The sequence below is a fragment of the Variovorax sp. ISS6 genome (assembly GCF_056523145.1).
On sequence record NZ_JAWRZC010000001.1, the window covers coordinates 461951 to 479083 of the forward strand.

At 72.1% G+C, this 17133-nt stretch carries 12 protein-coding genes; 7 read left to right on the forward strand and 5 right to left on the reverse strand.

The genetic code is table 11. The annotated features are described in order from the left end of the window. Positions 1 to 7 precede the first annotated feature (7 nt). Together AC1HIL_RS02095 and AC1HIL_RS02100 are read right to left on the reverse strand one after the other, a co-directional pair. Positions 8 to 1642 carry a GMC family oxidoreductase gene (locus AC1HIL_RS02095; protein WP_479671039.1) on the reverse strand — a complete coding sequence of 545 codons (1635 nt, stop codon included), beginning with the start codon at positions 1640 to 1642 and terminating at the stop codon, positions 8 to 10. Between the two features lie 29 nt (positions 1643 to 1671). Further along, positions 1672 to 7341: an alpha-2-macroglobulin family protein gene (locus tag AC1HIL_RS02100; RefSeq protein WP_479671040.1), complete on the reverse strand. Its 5670-nt coding sequence runs from the start codon at positions 7339 to 7341 to the stop codon at positions 1672 to 1674. A 270-nt stretch (positions 7342 to 7611) separates the two neighbouring features. Between AC1HIL_RS02100 and AC1HIL_RS02105 the strand changes: the two genes are divergently transcribed. From AC1HIL_RS02105 to AC1HIL_RS02130, 6 genes are all read left to right on the forward strand, one after another. Next, positions 7612 to 8502 carry a LysR family transcriptional regulator gene (locus tag AC1HIL_RS02105; protein ID WP_261210097.1) on the forward strand — a complete coding sequence of 297 codons (891 nt, stop codon included), beginning with the start codon at positions 7612 to 7614 and terminating at the stop codon, positions 8500 to 8502. A 183-nt stretch (positions 8503 to 8685) separates the two neighbouring features. Next, positions 8686 to 9858, forward strand: coding sequence for an MlaE family ABC transporter permease (locus AC1HIL_RS02110; RefSeq protein WP_479671041.1), 1173 nt, complete (start codon positions 8686 to 8688; stop codon positions 9856 to 9858). Then, positions 9855 to 10709, forward strand: a complete 855-nt coding sequence (locus tag AC1HIL_RS02115; RefSeq protein ID WP_413762093.1) for an ABC transporter ATP-binding protein — start codon at positions 9855 to 9857, stop codon at positions 10707 to 10709. Before AC1HIL_RS02110 ends, AC1HIL_RS02115 begins: the two co-directional genes overlap by 4 nt. Before the next feature lie 3 nt (positions 10710 to 10712). After that, positions 10713 to 11684, forward strand: a complete 972-nt coding sequence (locus AC1HIL_RS02120) for an MlaD family protein (RefSeq protein WP_479671042.1) — start codon at positions 10713 to 10715, stop codon at positions 11682 to 11684. A gap of 35 nt (positions 11685 to 11719) precedes the next feature. Next, positions 11720 to 12376, forward strand: coding sequence for an ABC-type transport auxiliary lipoprotein family protein (locus AC1HIL_RS02125; protein ID WP_479671043.1), 657 nt, complete (start codon positions 11720 to 11722; stop codon positions 12374 to 12376). Between the two features lie 45 nt (positions 12377 to 12421). Further along, positions 12422 to 12643, forward strand: coding sequence for a hypothetical protein (locus tag AC1HIL_RS02130; RefSeq protein WP_479671044.1), 222 nt, complete (start codon positions 12422 to 12424; stop codon positions 12641 to 12643). 14 nt (positions 12644 to 12657) lie between these two features. Here AC1HIL_RS02130 and AC1HIL_RS02135 read toward each other — a convergent pair whose 3' ends face one another. From AC1HIL_RS02135 to AC1HIL_RS02145, 3 genes are read right to left on the reverse strand one after another with little or no spacing between them, the layout of a single operon-like run. Further along, a complete protein-coding gene (locus AC1HIL_RS02135; RefSeq protein WP_064262236.1) occupies positions 12658 to 13677 on the reverse strand; it encodes an alginate O-acetyltransferase AlgX-related protein in 1020 nt (339 codons plus the stop codon). Next, positions 13674 to 15212, reverse strand: a complete 1539-nt coding sequence (locus AC1HIL_RS02140; protein WP_296732686.1) for a serine hydrolase domain-containing protein — start codon at positions 15210 to 15212, stop codon at positions 13674 to 13676. The genes AC1HIL_RS02135 and AC1HIL_RS02140 overlap by 4 nt, the downstream gene beginning before the upstream one ends. Beyond that, positions 15209 to 16042, reverse strand: a complete 834-nt coding sequence (locus tag AC1HIL_RS02145; RefSeq protein ID WP_479671045.1) for an IclR family transcriptional regulator — start codon at positions 16040 to 16042, stop codon at positions 15209 to 15211. Before AC1HIL_RS02145 ends, AC1HIL_RS02140 begins: the two co-directional genes overlap by 4 nt. A 119-nt stretch (positions 16043 to 16161) precedes the next feature. On the opposite strand from AC1HIL_RS02145, the gene AC1HIL_RS02150 reads away from it, so the two are divergent. Beyond that, the gene (locus tag AC1HIL_RS02150) at positions 16162 to 17121 is read left to right on the forward strand and encodes an MBL fold metallo-hydrolase (protein WP_057593181.1); all 960 of its coding nucleotides are present in this window, start codon (positions 16162 to 16164) and stop codon (positions 17119 to 17121) included. Positions 17122 to 17133: the final 12 nt, after the last annotated feature.

Here is a 17133-nt window from a genome sequence, read left to right on the forward strand (position 1 = left end):
GGCCGGTTCAGCGCGCCTCCGCGCGGATCCAGCCCGCCGCCTTCTCCGCCATCATCAAGGTGGGGCTGTTGGTGTTGCCGCTCGTGATGGTCGGCATCGCGCCCGCATCGACCACGCGCAGCCCCTGCACGCCGCGCACGCGCAGCCGCGCGTCGAGCACCGCCATCGGATCGTTGTCGGCGCCCATCCTGGTGGTGCCCACCGGATGGAAGATGGTGGTCGCGATGTCGCCAGCCAGGCGCGCGAGGTCCTCGTCGCTCTGGTACTGCACGCCGGGCTTCCATTCCTGCGGCTTGTACTTGGCGAGCGCGGGCTGCGCGGCGATGCGGCGCGTCACGCGCAGCGAGTCGGCCGCCACCTTGCGGTCGGCGTCGGTGCTCAGGTAGTTGGGCGCGATCGCGGGCGCGTCCTCGAAGCGCTTCGAGCGGATGCGCACCGTGCCGCGGCTCGTGGGGTTGAGGTTGCACACGCTCGCGGTGAAGGCCGGGAAGGCGTGCAGCGGCTCGCCGAAGGCATCGAGCGAGAGCGGCTGCACGTGGTACTGGATGTTGGGCCACTCGCGATCCGGCGAGCTGCGCGTGAAGGCGCCGAGCTGCGAGGGCGCCATGCTCATCGGGCCGCTGCGGCTCATCACGTACTCCAGGCCGATGCGCGCCTTGCCGAACAGCGAGGAGGCCAGCACGTTGAGCGTGGGCGCGCCGTCGATCTTGTAGACCGCGCGGATCTGCAGGTGGTCCTGCAGGTTGGCGCCGACGCCGGGCGCGTCGACCGCCACCTCGATGCCGTGCTGGCGCAGCAGCTCGGCCGGGCCGATGCCCGAGAGCTGCAGGATCTGCGGCGAGCCGATGCTGCCCGCGCTCAGGATCACCTCGCGCGTGGCATGCGCCGTCACCATCTCCTGGCCGTTCCAGATCCGCGCGCCGGTGCAGCGCTGCGTGCCGTCGGCCTGCCGCTCGATCACCAGCTGCGAGACCTGCGCGCCGGTCCAGAGCTCGAAGTTGGGCCGGCCGTAGCAGGTGGGCCGCAGGAAGGCCTTGGCCGTGTTCCAGCGCCAGCCGTTCTTCTGGTTGACCTGGAAGTAGCCCACGCCCTCGTTGCTGCCGCGGTTGAAGTCGGTGGTGTGCGGCACGCCGGCCTCGACCGCGGCGGCCGCGAAGGCATCGAGGATGTCCCAGCGCAGCCGCTGCTTCTCGACCCGCCATTCGCCGCCCGCGCCGTGCATCTCGTCGGCGCCGAGGTAGAAGTCCTCGTGCTTCTTGAAGGCCGGCAGCACGTTCTGCCAGCGCCACTCCTCGTCGCCGGTGAGCGCGGCCCACTGCTCGTAGTCGCGCGACTGGCCGCGCATGTAGATCATGCCGTTGATGCTCGAGCAGCCGCCCAGCGTCTTGCCGCGCGGATAGCGCAGCACGCGGCCGTTGAGGCCGGCGTCGGGCTCGGTGCTGTAGAGCCAGTCGGTGCGCGGGTTGCCGATGCAGTAGAGGTAGCCGACCGGGATGTGGATCCAGTGGTAGTCGTCCTTGCGGCCGGCCTCGACCAGCAGCACGCGCTTGTCCTTGTCGGCGCTGAGCCGGTTCGCGAGCAGCGCGCCGGCGGTGCCGGCGCCGATGACGATGTAGTCGAAGGTGGTGTCGTTGTCTCTCATCTTTGCTTTCTCTTTTCTGGCGTGTGCTCTCAGGGTTGGACGGTCATGGTTTCGGGCACGCCCTCGCCGAAGACCTCGGGCGCGTACATCGCCTCGGCGCGCACGGGCGGCAGCCTGAATTCGCCCGCGTTGTTCAGGCGCACGGTGTACTCCACGCGCCATTGGCCGCGCGGCACGTAGCGGAAATAGGCGCGCCAGCTGTCGGTGGCGCGCTCGACGTGGCTGGGCCAGGCCCAGCCGCCTTGCGTCTCGCCCTGCCGCGCCAGGCCGCTCTCGCGGCCCAGGCCGCGGCCGAGCTGGCTGGCACCCGAGGGCACGGCGTCGCGCACCACCACCCAGGTCTGCGCGGCCGTGGATTCGAGATCGAGCCGCACGCGGTAGACGTCGCCCACCGACCACCGGCCCTTGCGCTTCTGCTCCACTGGCGTGACGCTGCGGCGCACCGAGAGGCCGTGCGCGAGCGGCTGCGCATTGCGCGTCGCGGCCAGCGCGCTGACGACGGCCCAGGGCTTGCCGCCGCCTTCGTGGCGCAATTGCAGCGTGCCTTGCGCGCCCTGCGCGGGCCAGGGCAGCAGCATGTCGGGCGCCTTCGCATCGGTCCAGGCGGCCTCGCGCGTCGCGCGGCCCAGCGCCGCGCGCGTGACGCCGTCGACCGGTCCGGCCTCGAACTGCTGCTGGAAGTTGCGCAGCGCCACGGTGCTCCAGGCATTGCCGGTGGTGGTGCTCCAGCGGCCCGCGCTCTGGCGGCCGACCAGGCCCTGCACGATCAGCGGCGCATCGGCCTTCCAGGCCGCATCGGTGCGCGCCCATTGCTGCGCCAGCAGCGCCATGCGCGCGGCCGTGCTGTCGCCGCTCCACATGAACCACCACCAGTGCAGCGCCGGCTCGTCGCGCCAGCGCATGCGCGTGCCCTGCACGTCGAAGCGGCCGCGCAGCTGCGCGCCGGCCTCGGCCAGCGCGGCATCGCGCACGGCGTCCGCGGGCATGGCCAGCAGCGTGCGCGACCAGTCGACCAGCGACTGCGCCGAGAGCGCAGCGACGGACTGGGGCCGCAGCACGATGTTCCGGCGGCCCTGCTCGACCAGCGTGGCCTGCGCGGCGAGCTGCTGCGATTCGAGGTAGTTGCGCGGCGCCCAGTCCTGCGCCTCGAGGCGGCCTTCGAGCAGCGACTCGAGCGCATCGAGCATGCGGCGGCGCTGCGCCTCGGGCACCGGCCAGCCCTTGGCCTGCGCGATGTCGAGCAGCTGCACCGTGAGCATCTCGCTGCCCGGCAGCGTGGGCTCGGGAAAGTAGCGCGCCAGGCCCTTGTCGTCGATGTACTTCGGCAACTGCGCCATCAACCGGTCCCAGCTCGCGCGGTCGTCGAGCGAGACGAAGCGCGAGCTCTGCTGCTCGAGGCACATGTACGGGTACTGCGCCATCCAGCGCATCGATTCGGCGAGCGCGGCATCGACCAGGCTGGACTGCAGCGCGACGCGCACGCCGCCGACCAGCGGCACCGCATCGCGCGGCTGCGCCACGGGCACGGCACCCGCGTCGGCCACCGGCAGCAGCATCGACTGGCGCACCGTGGCGTTCAGCGCGGGCACCACGCGCTGCACGATCTCCAGCGCGTCGCGCTCGTCGACGCCGGCCCCCCGGCCCTGCGCACCGATGCGCCAGCGCAGCGCGCCCGCGCCGCCCGGCACGGCCACGGGCCACAGCACTTCCTGCGTCTGGCCGGGCGCGAGCTGCAGCCGGCGCTCGATCTTCAGGCCGCGCGCGGCCAGTGCCTCGGCGGGCACGATCTCGCGCGCGCCCGACCATTCGTCGCCGGGCTCGACCGCGGCCTCGGCCTTGAGCACCACGGCGAGCGCTGCCTTGCCGGTGTTGCGCAGGCTGAGCTTCTGCACGATCGCATCGTCCGCACGCAGCAGCTCGGGCAGGCCGCTGAAGATCTGCAGCGGCTGGGTGCTGACGAGCGTGGCCTCGCCCTCGCCGAACTGCGCCTCGCCCGCGCTCGCGATGGCGACGATGCGGAACTGGGTCAGCGCGTCGTTGAGCGGCACGGTGGCGCGGGCGATGCCCTGGGCGTCGGTGCGCAGGTCGGTGCGCCAGAGGACGAGCGAGGAGAAATCGGAGCGTGTCGGGGGCGCGTCGCCGCCGTCGAGCCCCGGCGCCCTGCCGGCCGCCATCATCGCCGCGGGAGCCGGCACCACGCCGGGCATGCTGCGCGCGGCCTCGTCGTAAGGCCGATGCGCGGGCTGCCATCCGAGGTCCACGCCGCGCAGCAGCCCGGCATCGAGCGCGCCGCCGCGCACGGCATTGCCGCGCTGGGCGAACATCGCCTTCGCGAGCGCCCAGGTCCCGTTGGGCTTGAGCGCGAGCAGTGCCTGGTCGACCGCCACCAGCGTGACGCGCGCATCGGCCACGGCCCGGCCGGCGGCATCGCGCACCGCGACCTCCACCGGCACCTGCGCGCGCGGCCGCGTATCCGTGGCCGCGGGCCGCACGCCCACCGAGAGCGTCCACGCATCGGGCCGCACCCGCAGGTCGGCGCGCTGCGCGCTCGACAGCGGCTGGTCCTTGCCCGCGCCCTGCAGCGGATACACGTAGCGCGCGGACAGGGCCACGTTGGGCGCGTGCTGCGCGGCGAGCGGCAACGCGATGCGCTGCTGCAGCGCCGAGAGCGCATGCACGCTCGCGCTCATCACGCCCTCGCGCTCGACGGTCAGCAGCAGATGGGCCGGCAGGCGCTCGGGGCGCGCGACGACGATGGCCGTGTCGCCGGGGCCGAAGTCCGGGCCGTTGTCGACCTGCAGCGCGTCGCGCGCCAGCGCCTCGCGCCAGCCGAGCGACCAGCGGCTCTCGAGCATCGCGGTGCGCACGATCGCTCGGCTGTGCCTGAGCGAATCGGCGCTGGCCTCGAACAGCCAGTGTTCGGCGACCTGTGCCCCCTGCGCATCGTCGGGCAGTCGCCATTCGCAAGCCCATTGGCCCTGGGCGTCGGTGCGCGCGCTGCACACCTGCGTCTCGGGGCCCAGATCGACGATGCTGTACTGGCCGCCGTTCCAGTCCCGCCGCACGGGCCTGGCGCGCACCGTGACGGGTTCGTCCGCCACCGGCCGGTCCCTGTCGTCGAGCGCGATGCCTTCGATCGCCTGCGGCCGGTCGCGCTCCTTCGCGCGCACGCGCAGGCCGAGCTTCATGCGGTCGGGCCACAGCATGGCGGCACTGCCGACGGTCTGCGTCTCTCCGTTCGGGTCCTGGAACTTCAACTCCGTCTGCAGCAGCATCGGGCGCTCGAGCGGCGGCGCGGCGAGACGGATGCGCGCCTTGCCGTCGCGATCGAGCTGCGCCTGTTCGGCCGGGATGGCCGGCGGCATCGCGCGGCCCTGGGCGGTCTCCGCGGCGTAGAAGGAATAGCCTTCGCGCGGCGCGCGCACCTGCGCGAGCCAACTCTGCTTGACCTCGACGGGCAGTCCCACCGCGGCACCGCCCGCGAAGTAGGCCAGCCGCGCATCGAGCTGCGCCACCTGCGTGTCGCGCTCCCAGAAGGCCTTCGCCTGCAGGGCCGCGTCGAACACCGGCGTGCGGAACTCCTCGACCTGGAACTGCGTGCCGCCGAGCCGGCTGCCGGCCTGCGACAGGCTCACCGTGTAGTCGCCGAGCCGGGCATCGCGCGGGATCGTCCATGCGCTCGTGGCGCTGCCGTCGGCGCCGAGCATCGCGCTGGTGGCGAAGACCTTCTCGCCCGCGCCATGGCGGATCTCGATCTCCACCGCGCCGCGCGGCGGCAGGGCGAAGCCGCGGCTTTCCAGCAACCGCACCACGTGCTGCATGCCGACGGTCTCGCCGGCCTTGAAGAGCGTGCGGTCGAGCACCGTGTGGGCGCGCAGGTTGCGCGCGGCGCCGCCCGTGGCTTGATATCCGTACCAGTTCGCCGGCACCTGCATCACGGCCATGTCGTTGCCGGCGCGCACCACCACCCAGGCGCCGTTGGCATAGCCGGCGTCGCTGCAGGCGAGCCGGCCCCGCAGCGCCTCGCCGGGCTGGGCCAGGCCCTGCGCGTCGGTCCTGCCGCGCCAGAGCAGTTCGCGCTTGCAGGAATAGATCGCCACCTCCGCGGCCGCCACCGGCAGCGCGGTGTCGAGCGCGGTCACCCAGACCGACGAGGCGCCGATGTCGCTGAAGCGCGCATCGGGATTGAGGTTGGTGGCCTGCACCACCGTGTAGCGCTGGAACGGCCCGGGGTCCGGCCGCTCGCCCGGCAAGGGCTTGCGGTTGCCCATGTAGTCGGAGAAGGCCGCGCTGTCGGCGCGTACCACGTGCAGGCCGGGCGCTGTCAGCGGCACGCCGACGAACTCCATCGCGCCGCCTTGCGTGGGGATGCTCGAGGTGCGCGGCGCGCCGGCCTTGTCGTCCAGCGGCGTGACGGGCCAGGCGTTCGACCTGCGGGCCTGCAGCAACTCGATCGCATAGGCCTCGACGCCCTCGCCCATCTCGCCGCCGAAGCGCCATTGGCGCACCGGCAAGGACTTTTCAGCGCGACGCACCGCGAAGGCCGCGACCGCGCCGCCGCTACCCGGCTGCCACGGCATGACCGACTGCGCATGGACGGCGCCCAGATAGGGCGGCAGCTGCACGAAGGCGACGCTTCGCGGGAACTCGCCGGCGTTGGCGAGCGGCCGGCCCAGCGTGTCGCGCAGTTCGGCCGGCATGCGCAGGCTGTAGCGGCTGTCCTCGCCGAAGCCCGCCGCGGCAGGCGTCGCCGCCAGCTGCGTCGTCTCCTGCGGCTGGCGCCAGGCGGGCATCGGGGTCAGCGGCATGTCCCGGCCCGCCGGGTCCACGAGCCGAACCTGCCGCGCGGCCTCCAGCGACAGCGGCGCCGAGAACACGATGTTCAGCGACAGGCGCGGGTCGCAGGCCTCGCGGCCCCTGGGATGTTCGAGGACGGTGCAGCCGACGCGGGCGGTGAAGGGCGGACGCACGCGATAGCTGAAGGACCGCGGCTCGCCGTCCTGGACGAACCGCAGCACGGCGCCCTCCGGCACCGGCTGCGCGCAGCGCAGGCCGAGTGCGAAATTGCGCGATCCGCGCTCGCGGCGCGCGGTCTCGAGCGCAGCCTCGAGCGCCGCCCCGGTCACGGCCACCGCGGGTTGGCGCCGCACCCGGTCGCCGTCGTGCACCTCGCAGGCGAAGCCGGCCGCCAGCGTTGGCGCAGCTTCGGCCGGCTGCGGGTCATGGTGGCGCAGCAGGACGACCTGATCGGGCGCGATCTCCGATCCCTCGACCGGCTCGCTGCTGAAGAAGCCGTAGGGCCCGGCGACGAAGCCGGCCATCGACGGCGTGCTCACCGCCTCGCCAGCCAAGGTCTTCAACCCCGGCTTGAACACCACGCGGCAACGCGTGCCGCCGCGCACGTCCTGCGCGAACTCGAAGGCCCAGGCGCGCGGCCCGATCCAGCGGGCGCTGCCCGCCGGCGTCCGCGGCGTGCACTGCACGCTCGCGGGTTCGGCGCCGTCGTCCTGGCCCAGCGGCACCATGTCGGCGTCGAAGCGCACCGCCACCTGCCGCACGTCGCGCGCCTCGCCCTGCGGGCTCACCGACAGCACGCCGGCCGCATGCAGCGGCGCCGCCGCGCAGGCCGCCAGCAACGCGGCCAGCACGGCCATCAGCCAAGGGGTTCGACGGGATGCCTCGCGAGAAGTCGCAGCCATGGTTCCTCCGTTCTTCGTGAAGTCTTGTGCCCGCGGATGCGCAAGGCCTGCGCTCCGTCCACCCCTCCTGGGGATCACGGCGACTCTACGAAAGAAAGGTTTCAGCGAAAGCGGCATCGACCCGCACCGGTGACGGCGAAAGATATTTCACGGACTGATGGATGCGACGACTGCTCCATGGCCGTCATTGGGCCCAATCCACGAGGGGAAAGCCAATGAATTCGGTTCGCCCAGCGTATAAACCTACCTTATATGACTGCCGCCGCCCCGATGGACCTCCAGATCCTGCGCGCCTTCGTGCTGGCCGCGCGCGAAGGCAGCGTCTCGCGCGCCGCCGCCAGGCTGCACCTCACGCAGCCCGCCGTGAGCCTGCAGCTCAAGCGCCTGGCGGAGGACACCGGCCTGCAACTGTTCACGCGCACGCCGCACGGGCTGGCGCTCACGGCCGACGGCGCGGCGCTGCTGCCGCAGGCCGAGCGCGTGCTGGCCGCGGTGGGCGACCTGCAGCAGGCGGCGCGCAACCTGCAGTCGACGGTGCGCGGCGCGCTGCGCATCGGCACCATCCTCGACCCCGAATTCACGCGCCTGGGCATGTTCCTGCGCGAGCTGGTCGAGTCGGCGCCGCAGATCGAGACCGAGCTGCGCCACGGCATGAGCGGCACGGTGCTGGCGCAGGTGCTGCGCGGCGAGCTCGACGTGGGCTTCCATCTCGATGCGGATGGCGATGCGGACGGCGGCGATGCCGCGCTGGCCGCGCGCACCCTCACGCGCTTCACCTACCGCGTGGTCGCGCCGGCCGGCTGGGGACCTCAGGTGACGGGGCGCGACTGGAAGGCGCTGGCGGCGCTGCCCTGGCTCGCGACGCCGCCCGAATCGGCGCACCACCGGCTGCTCGAGCGCGTGTTCGGACCGCTGGGCCTGGCGCCGCGCCGCGTGGCGCTGGTCGACCAGGAGGCCTCGATGCTCGACCTGCTGAAGTCGGGCGTGGGCCTGAGCCTCTTGCGCGACTCGATCGCGATCCGCGAGAGCCAGGCCCACGGGCTGGTGCTGGCCGACCGGGTGCAGCTCGACTGCGCGCTGCGCTTCGTGTCGCTGGCGGCGCGGCGCAACGAGCCGGTGATCGCGAGTGCCTGGGATGCGCTGACGCGCGCCTGGAGCTGAGCCTCCAAAAGGTTTCACGAAAAGTTAAGAAAGGCCTCAGGAAAAACGGCGTGCTTCCCTACGTAATCCAGGGTTCGGTCGCACATGGCGCCCCGGGGCCTACGGTTAGGATGCGCGCTGCATTTTGAAACCTTTGGTTCGTTTCGCTCCTCCTTCCTCCTCTTCCCACCCGCCCCCCGGACCATGCCCTCCACCACGACGCCTGCCGACAGCCCCGCTGCAGCCGACGTCGGCGCGAGCCCCCGCATCGAGTCGCGCGAACAGGACGGCCGGCGCTGGATCGTGGCGAGCGGCCGCTGGACCACGCTGGCGATGTCCTCGGCCGCCGACTGGCAGGCGCTCGCGAAGAGCCTGGACGCGCTGCCCAGGCAGGACGACGCGGCCTGGGACCTGCGCCCGATCACGCAGCTCGACCACATCGGCGCGCAGTTGCTGTGGGAGCGCTGGCGCCACGACTGGCCGGCCACGCTCGAGATGGCGCCGCGGCACAAGGCGGTGCTCGACCAGGTGGCGCAATACACGGTCGGCACGCCCGAGGAACCGGCCAGGACGCTGACCGAGCGGCTGCGCGACTTCTCGCACAACGGCCCGCGCGCGATGGGCGTGGTGCGCGACTTCGTCGGGCTGATCGGCCAGCTCACGATCGACGTCGGCAAGCTGCTGGCGGCGCCGCACCGCGGGCCCTGGCGCGACTTCTCGGGCCACCTCTACCAGTTCGGCGCGACGGCGCTGCACATCACGGCGCTGGTCGGGCTGCTGATCGGCGTGGTGCTGGCCTACCTGATCTCGCAGCAGCTGCGCCAGTACGGCGCCGAGACCTTCGTGGTCAACATCCTCGGCCTGTCGCTGGTGCGCGAGCTCGGCCCGGTGCTCGCGGCGGTGCTGATCGCGGGCCGCTCGGGCTCGGCGATCACGGCGCAGATCGGTGTGATGCGCGTGACCGAGGAGCTCGACGCGATGCGCGTGATGGGCATCCCGCACGGCTTCCGGCTGGTGATGCCGCGCGTGCTGGCGCTCGCCATCGCGATGCCGCTGATCAGCCTGTGGACCTCGATGGCGGCGCTCCTGGGCGGCATGCTCGCGGCCGACGCGGCGCTCGACATCTCGCCGGCCTATTTCCTCTCGGCGCTGCCGCGCGCGGTGCCGATCGCCAACCTCTGGCTGGCCACCGCCAAGTCGGCGGTGTTCGGCATCCTGATCGCGCTGATCGGCTGCTACTTCGGCATGAAGGTCAAGCCCAACACCGAGAGCCTGGGGCGCGGCACCACCTCGTCGGTCGTGACCTCGATCACCGCGGTGATCCTGGTCGACGCGCTGTTCGCCGTGCTGTTCAAGGGCATCGGGTTCCGCGGATGAACGCGCAGGCCACGCCTTCCACCGCCGCGCCCGAGACCGTGGTCGACATCCGCCGGCTGTGGACCGTGTTCAGGAACACCGACGGCGAGCAGGTGGTGCACCGCGACCTCGACCTGCGCATCGCGCGCGGCGAGGTGCTGTCGCTGGTCGGCGGCTCGGGCACCGGCAAGACGGTGCTGCTGCGCCAGATCCTCGGCCTGGAGAAGCCCTCGAAGGGCACGGTCGAGGTGCTGGGCCAGGCGCCCGGCGAACTCAGCGCGGCGGGCGCGGCCAACGTCGGCATGCTGTTCCAGCACGGCGCGCTGTTCTCGGCCTTCAGCGTGCTCGAGAACATCGCCTTTCCGCTGCGCGAGCTCAAGCTGCTGCCCGACGAGCTGATCCGCAACGCGGCGCTGGTCAAGCTGCAGATGGTGGGCCTGGAGCCGCGCCATGCGAACCGCAGCCCGGCCGACCTGTCGGGCGGCATGATCAAGCGCGTGGCGCTGGCGCGCGCGCTGATCATGGATCCGCCGCTGCTGCTGCTCGACGAACCCACGGCCGGCCTCGACCCCGAGGCCTCCGACAGCTTCTGCGACCTGCTGCGCGGGCTGCACCGCGAGCTCGGCCTCACGGTGGTGATGGTCACGCACGACCTCGACACGCTGTTCGACCTCAGCACCCGCATCGCGGTGCTGGCCGACCAGAAGGTCATCGTGAGCGGTACCGCGCGCGAGGTGATCGCCTACCCGCATCCCTTCATCCACGAGTACTTTCTCGGTGGGCGCGGCCAGCGCGCCCTGGAGGCGCTGCACGACAAACCCGCCCCCGAATCACATGCGCCGCGGCCCGGGGCCGGCGGCGCCGAAAGGTAGTCCATGGAAAACAAGGCCCATGCCCTCGCCGCCGGAGCCTTCGTGCTCGGCCTGCTCGCCGTGCTCGTGGGACTGGTGGTCTGGTTCACGCGCGACAGCACCGTGCGCAACATCTACGAGCTCTCCACGCGCGACCCGGTCAGCGGCCTGCAGCCGCAGGCGATGGTGCGCTACCGCGGCATCGCGGTCGGCAAGGTCACGCTGATCGACTTCGACCCCAAGGTGAAGGGCAACGTGCGCGTGCGCATCACGGTCGACGAACGCGTGCCGCTGACCACCTCGAGCTTCGCCACGCTGAGCTACCAGGGCGTGACCGGCCTGGCCTTCATCGCGCTGGACGACAAGGGCGAATCGAACGTGGCGCTCAAGCCCGACAACGGCGATCCGCCGCGCATCCCGCTCAAGCCCTCGATGCTGGCCCAGCTGCAGGACCGCGGCGAGGCGATCATCAACCAGGTCGAGGAGGTGACCAAGCGCGCCAACCGCCTGCTCAACGACGACAACCAGAAGCGCGTGGCCGACGCGCTCGAGAACATCGCGGCCGCGACCTCGAGCGCCAACCAGCTGATGCTGCGCCTCGACGGCACCGTGAAGACCGGCGTCGCCCCCGTGCTGCAACGGCTGCCCGACACGCTCGATTCGGTGAAGAAGGCCGCGGGCGACGTCTCGCGCGTGGCGAACAACTTCAACGGCACCGTGACCCGGCTCAATGCGCCCGACGGCCCGGTGCAGCGCCTGGGCGACGGCACCAAGGCGCTGGCGCAGGCGGTCGATTCCTTCAACGCCGCCACGCTGCCGCGCGTGAACCGCGTGGCCGACGACACCTCGCACGCGGTGCGCCGGCTCGGCCGCGCGGCCGACAGCATCAACGACAACCCGCAATCGCTGCTGTTCGGCAACGGCGGCGCGGCGGCCGGACCGGGCGAGCCGGGCTTCTCGCCGCCGCCCGCCTCGGGCAGCGGCGCCAGGCCCTGAGCGGCCACTGCATCCACGATGGCAGGACAACGACCATGAAGAACGCCACGCATCCCCTTCTCGGCCTCGGCCTCGCGCTGCTGCTGGCCGGCTGCGGCGCGCTGCCCGACAAGCCCCAGCGCGCCACGCTCTACGACTTCGGTCCCGGGCCGATGGCGGCGCAGCAGGCGAGCAGCGCGCCGGCGGCGCAGGCCATGATCGCGCTGCCCGAGATCGAGGCCAATCCGCGGCTCGACGGCACGCAGATCCTCTACCGCCTCGGCTATGCCGACGCCAACGAACTCAAGCCCTACGGCCAGTCGCGCTGGAGCCTGTCGCCCGCGCAGCTGCTGCGCCAGCGGCTGCGCGACACGCTGGCCGAGCGCCGCACCGTGCTCGGCCCCGAGGAGAGCGCGACCATCGCGCGCGCCGAGGGCCGCGTGCCCGACACGCTGCGTCTCTCGCTCGACGAGTTCAGCCACTACTTCGATTCGCCCACCGCCAGCGTGGGCCTGGTGCGGCTGCGCGTCACGCTCGTGCGCGGCGGCACCGGCGGCGACCGCGTGCTGGGCCAGAAGCTGATCACCGTGCGCCGGCCCGCGCCGAGCGCCGACGCACCGGGCGGTGTGAAGGCGCTGGCCGCGGCCAGCGACGCGGCGATCGCCGAGATCGTGCAGTGGGTGGACCAGCAGCAACAGCAGCAGCCGCGGTAGTAAGCTGCCGCCGGCCACTTCGGTCCAAGGATGGAGGAAACGCACATGAACGTCACCCGCATCGTCGGCATCATCCTGATCGTCGCCGGCATCGCCGGGCTCGGTCTCGGCGGCTTCAGCTTCACGCGCGAGACGCACCAGGCCAAGCTCGGGCCGATCGAGCTGTCGGTCAAGGAGAAGCAGACAGTGAACTTCCCGGCCTGGGCCGGCGTCGCGGCGATCGTGGTGGGCGGCGTGCTGGTGCTGTTCGGCGGCCGCAAGGGCTGAACGGCCTCGCGGCCTCAGCCCCCGCGCGGCGCGGCCAGCTTCTCCTTCACCGCCTGCACCATGCGGTCGCCCAGCACCAGCTGCCCCTGCATCGAGATGTGGGTGTCGTTGGGCATGTAGAAGTCGCGCATCGCGGTCTTCTGCTGCTGCGCGAAGGCGTACAGGTCGGGGCCGAGGCCGGCCTCGCCGAAGGCCTTCACGAAGTCCCGCGAATGCGCGGGCTTGAGATAGGTGGTGGTCTTGTCGGGCACGATCATCCAGAGGATCGGCACCGTGCCGCGCGCCTTGCCGAAGGCCTGCAGCTGCGCCGCGTGCGCGGCCGTGAGTTCGCGGCTGGCCTCGTCCTGGCCCAGGAACAGCGCCATCTCGCAGCGCCGGTTGCTGAACAGCGCGCAGCCGTCGGGCACCGCATGCGCGCGCGTCTGCTGGTCGCAGCCGCTGCGCTTCTTGCCTTCGATGGCCGCGCGCGTGCAGCGCTGCGTGAGGAAGCCGGCGTAGAGCTGGCCCTCCCAGTTGAGCGCGAAGCCCGGCACGCTGTCGAGCGGCGGCGACGGCACCTCGGGATTCGCCGCCAGCGGCTTCTTCATTTCGCGGCAGGCCTGCGAGCGCTCGAGCCGGAAATCGACCAGCCGCTCCACGCTCTCGACGATCACCAGCTTGCCGCGAAAGCCGCCGGCCGCGAGCCAGCCGTCGAAGTCGTCGCACAGCGTCTCGTCGATGCCCTGCCAGTAGGTAGTGGCGACGCCGTATCCGGCCTTCGCGAGCTGCGACTGCCAGCGGTGCGTGGCCGAGAAGCTGTCGCCGATCACCAGGATGTCGGCCTGCTCGAGCGGCACGCCGCGCAGCAGCGCGGGGTCGACGTGCGGCGGGTCGATGCGCCAGCCGAAGTCGTGGTCGGAGATGCGCCCGATGCGCGCGAGGTCGCCGTAGGGCGCGGGCGTGAAGAGGGTCTGCAGCAGCAGCCCGACGAGCACGGCATAGCCGATGCCGAAGATCCAGAGCCAGAGCCTGGCGAAGGAAGCGTTCATGGTCATGGCGCGGGCTCCCCGCGCATTTCGGCCTGGAAGCCGTAGGAGTTGGAAAAGACGAGGTCGATGCCCTCGGCGCCATCTTCGCGCAGCCGCAGCAGGTAGCGGGTGCGCAGCGGTTCGCCGAGGATGCGCGCCTCCACGTCGAAGCTGCGCGCATCGCTCCAGCGGCCCCGGGTGGCGACCACCGGCATCGGGCCGCCCGCGGGGCTGGTGCGGAACAGGCCGTCGAGGCCGATCGGCGCGGTGAAGCGCTCGTCGGCGCCGCCGGGGCGGCGCGCGGCGGTCACGACCTCGTAGCGCGGGTTCGCGGGATCGAGCTCGAGCCGCAGGCTGCGCAGCCCGATCGGATTGGCACCGAAGCGCCAGGTGCGGCCCGCGAGGCGCTGCGCCGCCTCGGGCACCGGGCCGGCCTCGGAGGGCTTCTCGGCCGTGGCCTTCGCCACCGCGGCCTCGAGCGCGGCCTGGGCCGCGGCATCGTCGGCGACGGCGCCGCCGGCCTTGACCGACCGAAGGATGCGCTCGATCAGCAGAGGCACCGGCGCCGCGCGCGTGCTCGTGAACACCGCCACCGCGTCGGCCTCGGGCAGCACCACGATGCCCTGGCCGTTGTGGCCCATGGCCATGTAGACGCGGCGCGCGGGCAGGGTCCACCAGCCGTTGGCATAGAAGAAGCCCGGCGTGCCGAGGTCCTTCATCTCGACCGTGGCCGCGAGGTTCTTCGCGACCCAGGCGGCCGGCACGAGCTGGCGGTCTTCCCAGCGGCCGCCGCGCAGGTAGAGCTGGCCGATCTTCGCCATGTCGCGCGGCTGCAGCGCGAGGCCGAAGCCGCCCACGGGCAGGCCCTGCGGGTCCTGGCGCCAGCGCAGGTCGGCGATGCCCAGCGGCTTGAACAGGCGCTCGGCGGCGTAGGCCCGCAGGTCGCCGCCGGTGCGCCGCGCGAGCAGCGCCGACAGCAGTTGCGAGTTGCCGCTGTTGTAGTTGAAGCCGGCGCCGGGCGCCTGCGCCATCGGGCGGCCGCGCACGTAGGCGGCCCAGTCGCTCGCGCGCTCCATCTCGATCAGCGAGACCGGCTTGCCGCGGTCGTTGAGCGGCTCGGTCCAGTCGATGCCCGAGGTCATGTCGAGCAGGTGCGCGACCGTGACCGCGCTGCGCCGGGGATCGGTGGCGCCGTCGAACACCGGGTCGTCGAGGCGCAGCCTGCCGTCCTCGATGGCGATGCCCGCGAGCGTGCCCACCACGGCCTTGGTGACCGAGTTGACCGCATGGCGCAGGCCGGGGCGGAACGGCGCGTAGTAGGCCTCCACCACGATGCGGCCGTGGCGCACCACCAGCAGGCTGTCGAGCTGGTGGGTGGCGCCGAGTTCGACCAGCCGCGCGAGCTCGGCCGGGTCCATGCCCTGCGAGGCGGGCGTGGCGACGGTCCAGCCGGCGGTGGGCCAGGGGCCGTCGTCGGCCGCGGCGGCACCGCCCGCGAAGGCGAGGGAGACGGACAGCGAGAGGGCCTGGAGGCCCGCGGCCACGGCATTCGACGCGTTCATCGGCGGCTCGCCCCCAGCCGTTGCGACACCGCGTCGGCGCAGCCCTTGAGCGCGGTGCCGATGGCGCCGTCCCAGGTCGTGTCGAAGATGCCGGCCGGGCCGATGGCGGTGATCGCGAGCACGATCGCGCCCGTGTGGTCGAACACCGGCGCGGCCATGGCGCTCACGCCCTCGATCACCTCGCCGTCGGAACGGCTGATGCCGTGCGCGCGCACCTCCCGCAGCTGGCGCTCGAAATCGGCCCACGAGGGCAGCGGCTGCACCGGCGGCATGCCGGCCGGCGGCGCGGGCTCGGCCTTGCGCTGTTTCTGGCGCTGGCGCTCGGCCTCGAGCAGTTCGCGCACGCGCTCGGCGTCGAGGTAGGCCGCGAACACCCGGCCCGAGGCCGTGTTGGTCAGCGAGAACACCGTGCCGTGGCGCATGTTGACGTGCACCGGCGAGGGCGATTCGGCCGTGCGCACGATGGTCGCGCCGCGCGCGCCCCAGACCGCCAGCGCGATGGTGTGGCCGGTCTGCTGCGCGAGCTGGGCGATGGCCGGCGTGGCGATGTGCACCGGGTCGGCCTGCTGCAGGCTGATCAGGCCCAGTTGCAGCGCCAGCGGGCCGAGCAGATAGTGGCCGCTCGCGCGGTCCTGCTCGATCAGCCCCAGCCGGCCGAAGCTCACCATGTAGGGATGGGCCTTGGCGGGCGTCATGTCGGCCTCGCGCGCCAGGTCCTTGAGCGCCATCGGCCGGCCGTGGTGCACCAGCGCGCGCAGCAGCTGGCCGCCGACCTCGATGCTCTGGATGCCGCGCTGGGCGCGGTCGGCGTCAGGTTGTGCTTCGTTCATGGAGTGGGGATTAGACATGAAGCGATTCGCGGCTTACACTCGCGGAAATTCGTTAACCGCAAATTCGTTCGATTTAGACGAATTCACGATCCACCCACCCACTCCACCGGAGACACACGATGAGCCAAGCCAAGAAATTCGCCAGCCAGGCCGACATGGAAGAGAAGAAGGTCACCTTCAGCCAGATCTCGGAGCACGCCTGGGCCTACACCGCCGAGGGCGACCCGAACACCGGCATCGTGATCGGCGACGACTGCGTGCTGGTGGCCGACACCCAGGCCACGCCCGCGATGGCGGCCGACGTGGTGCGCCGCATCCGCGAGGTGACCGACAAGCCGATCAAGTACGTGGTGCTCACGCACTACCACGCGGTGCGCGTGCTGGGCGCGGCCGGCTACGGTGCCGAGCACATCCTGGCCAGCCAGGACACGCGCGACCTGATCGTCGAGCGCGGCGAGCAGGACAAGGCCAGCGAGATCGGCCGCTTCCCGCGCCTGTTCCAGAACGTCGAGACCGTGCCGCCGGGCCTGACCTGGCCCACCATGACCTTCACCGGCAAGATGACCCTGTGGCTCGGCAAGCTCGAGGTGCAGCTGCTGCAGCTCGGCCGCGGCCACACCAAGGGCGACACCGTGGTCTGGCTGCCGCAGGAGCGTGCGCTGCTCTCGGGCGACCTGGTCGAGTTCGGCGCCACGCCGTACGCGGGCGATGCCTATTTCAAGGACTGGCCGCAGACGCTGGACAACGTCGCCGCCCTCAAGCCCGCCGCGCTGGTGCCGGGCCGCGGCGCCGCGCTGACCACGCCCGAGGCCGTGGCCGAGGGCCTGACGGGCACGCGCGACTTCATCGCCGACGTCTACGCCAGCGTGCAGGAAGGCGTGAAGGCCGGGCGCGACCTGAACGCGGTCTACAAGGACACCTACGAGAAGCTCAAGCCCAAGTACAGCCAGTGGGTGATCTTCGACCACTGCATGCCGTTCGACGTGAGCCGCGCCTACGACGAGGCCTCGGGCCATGTCGACCCGCGCGTGTGGACCGCCGAGCGCGACGTGGAGATGTGGAAGGCGCTCGAAGGCTGAGACGGGCGCTCC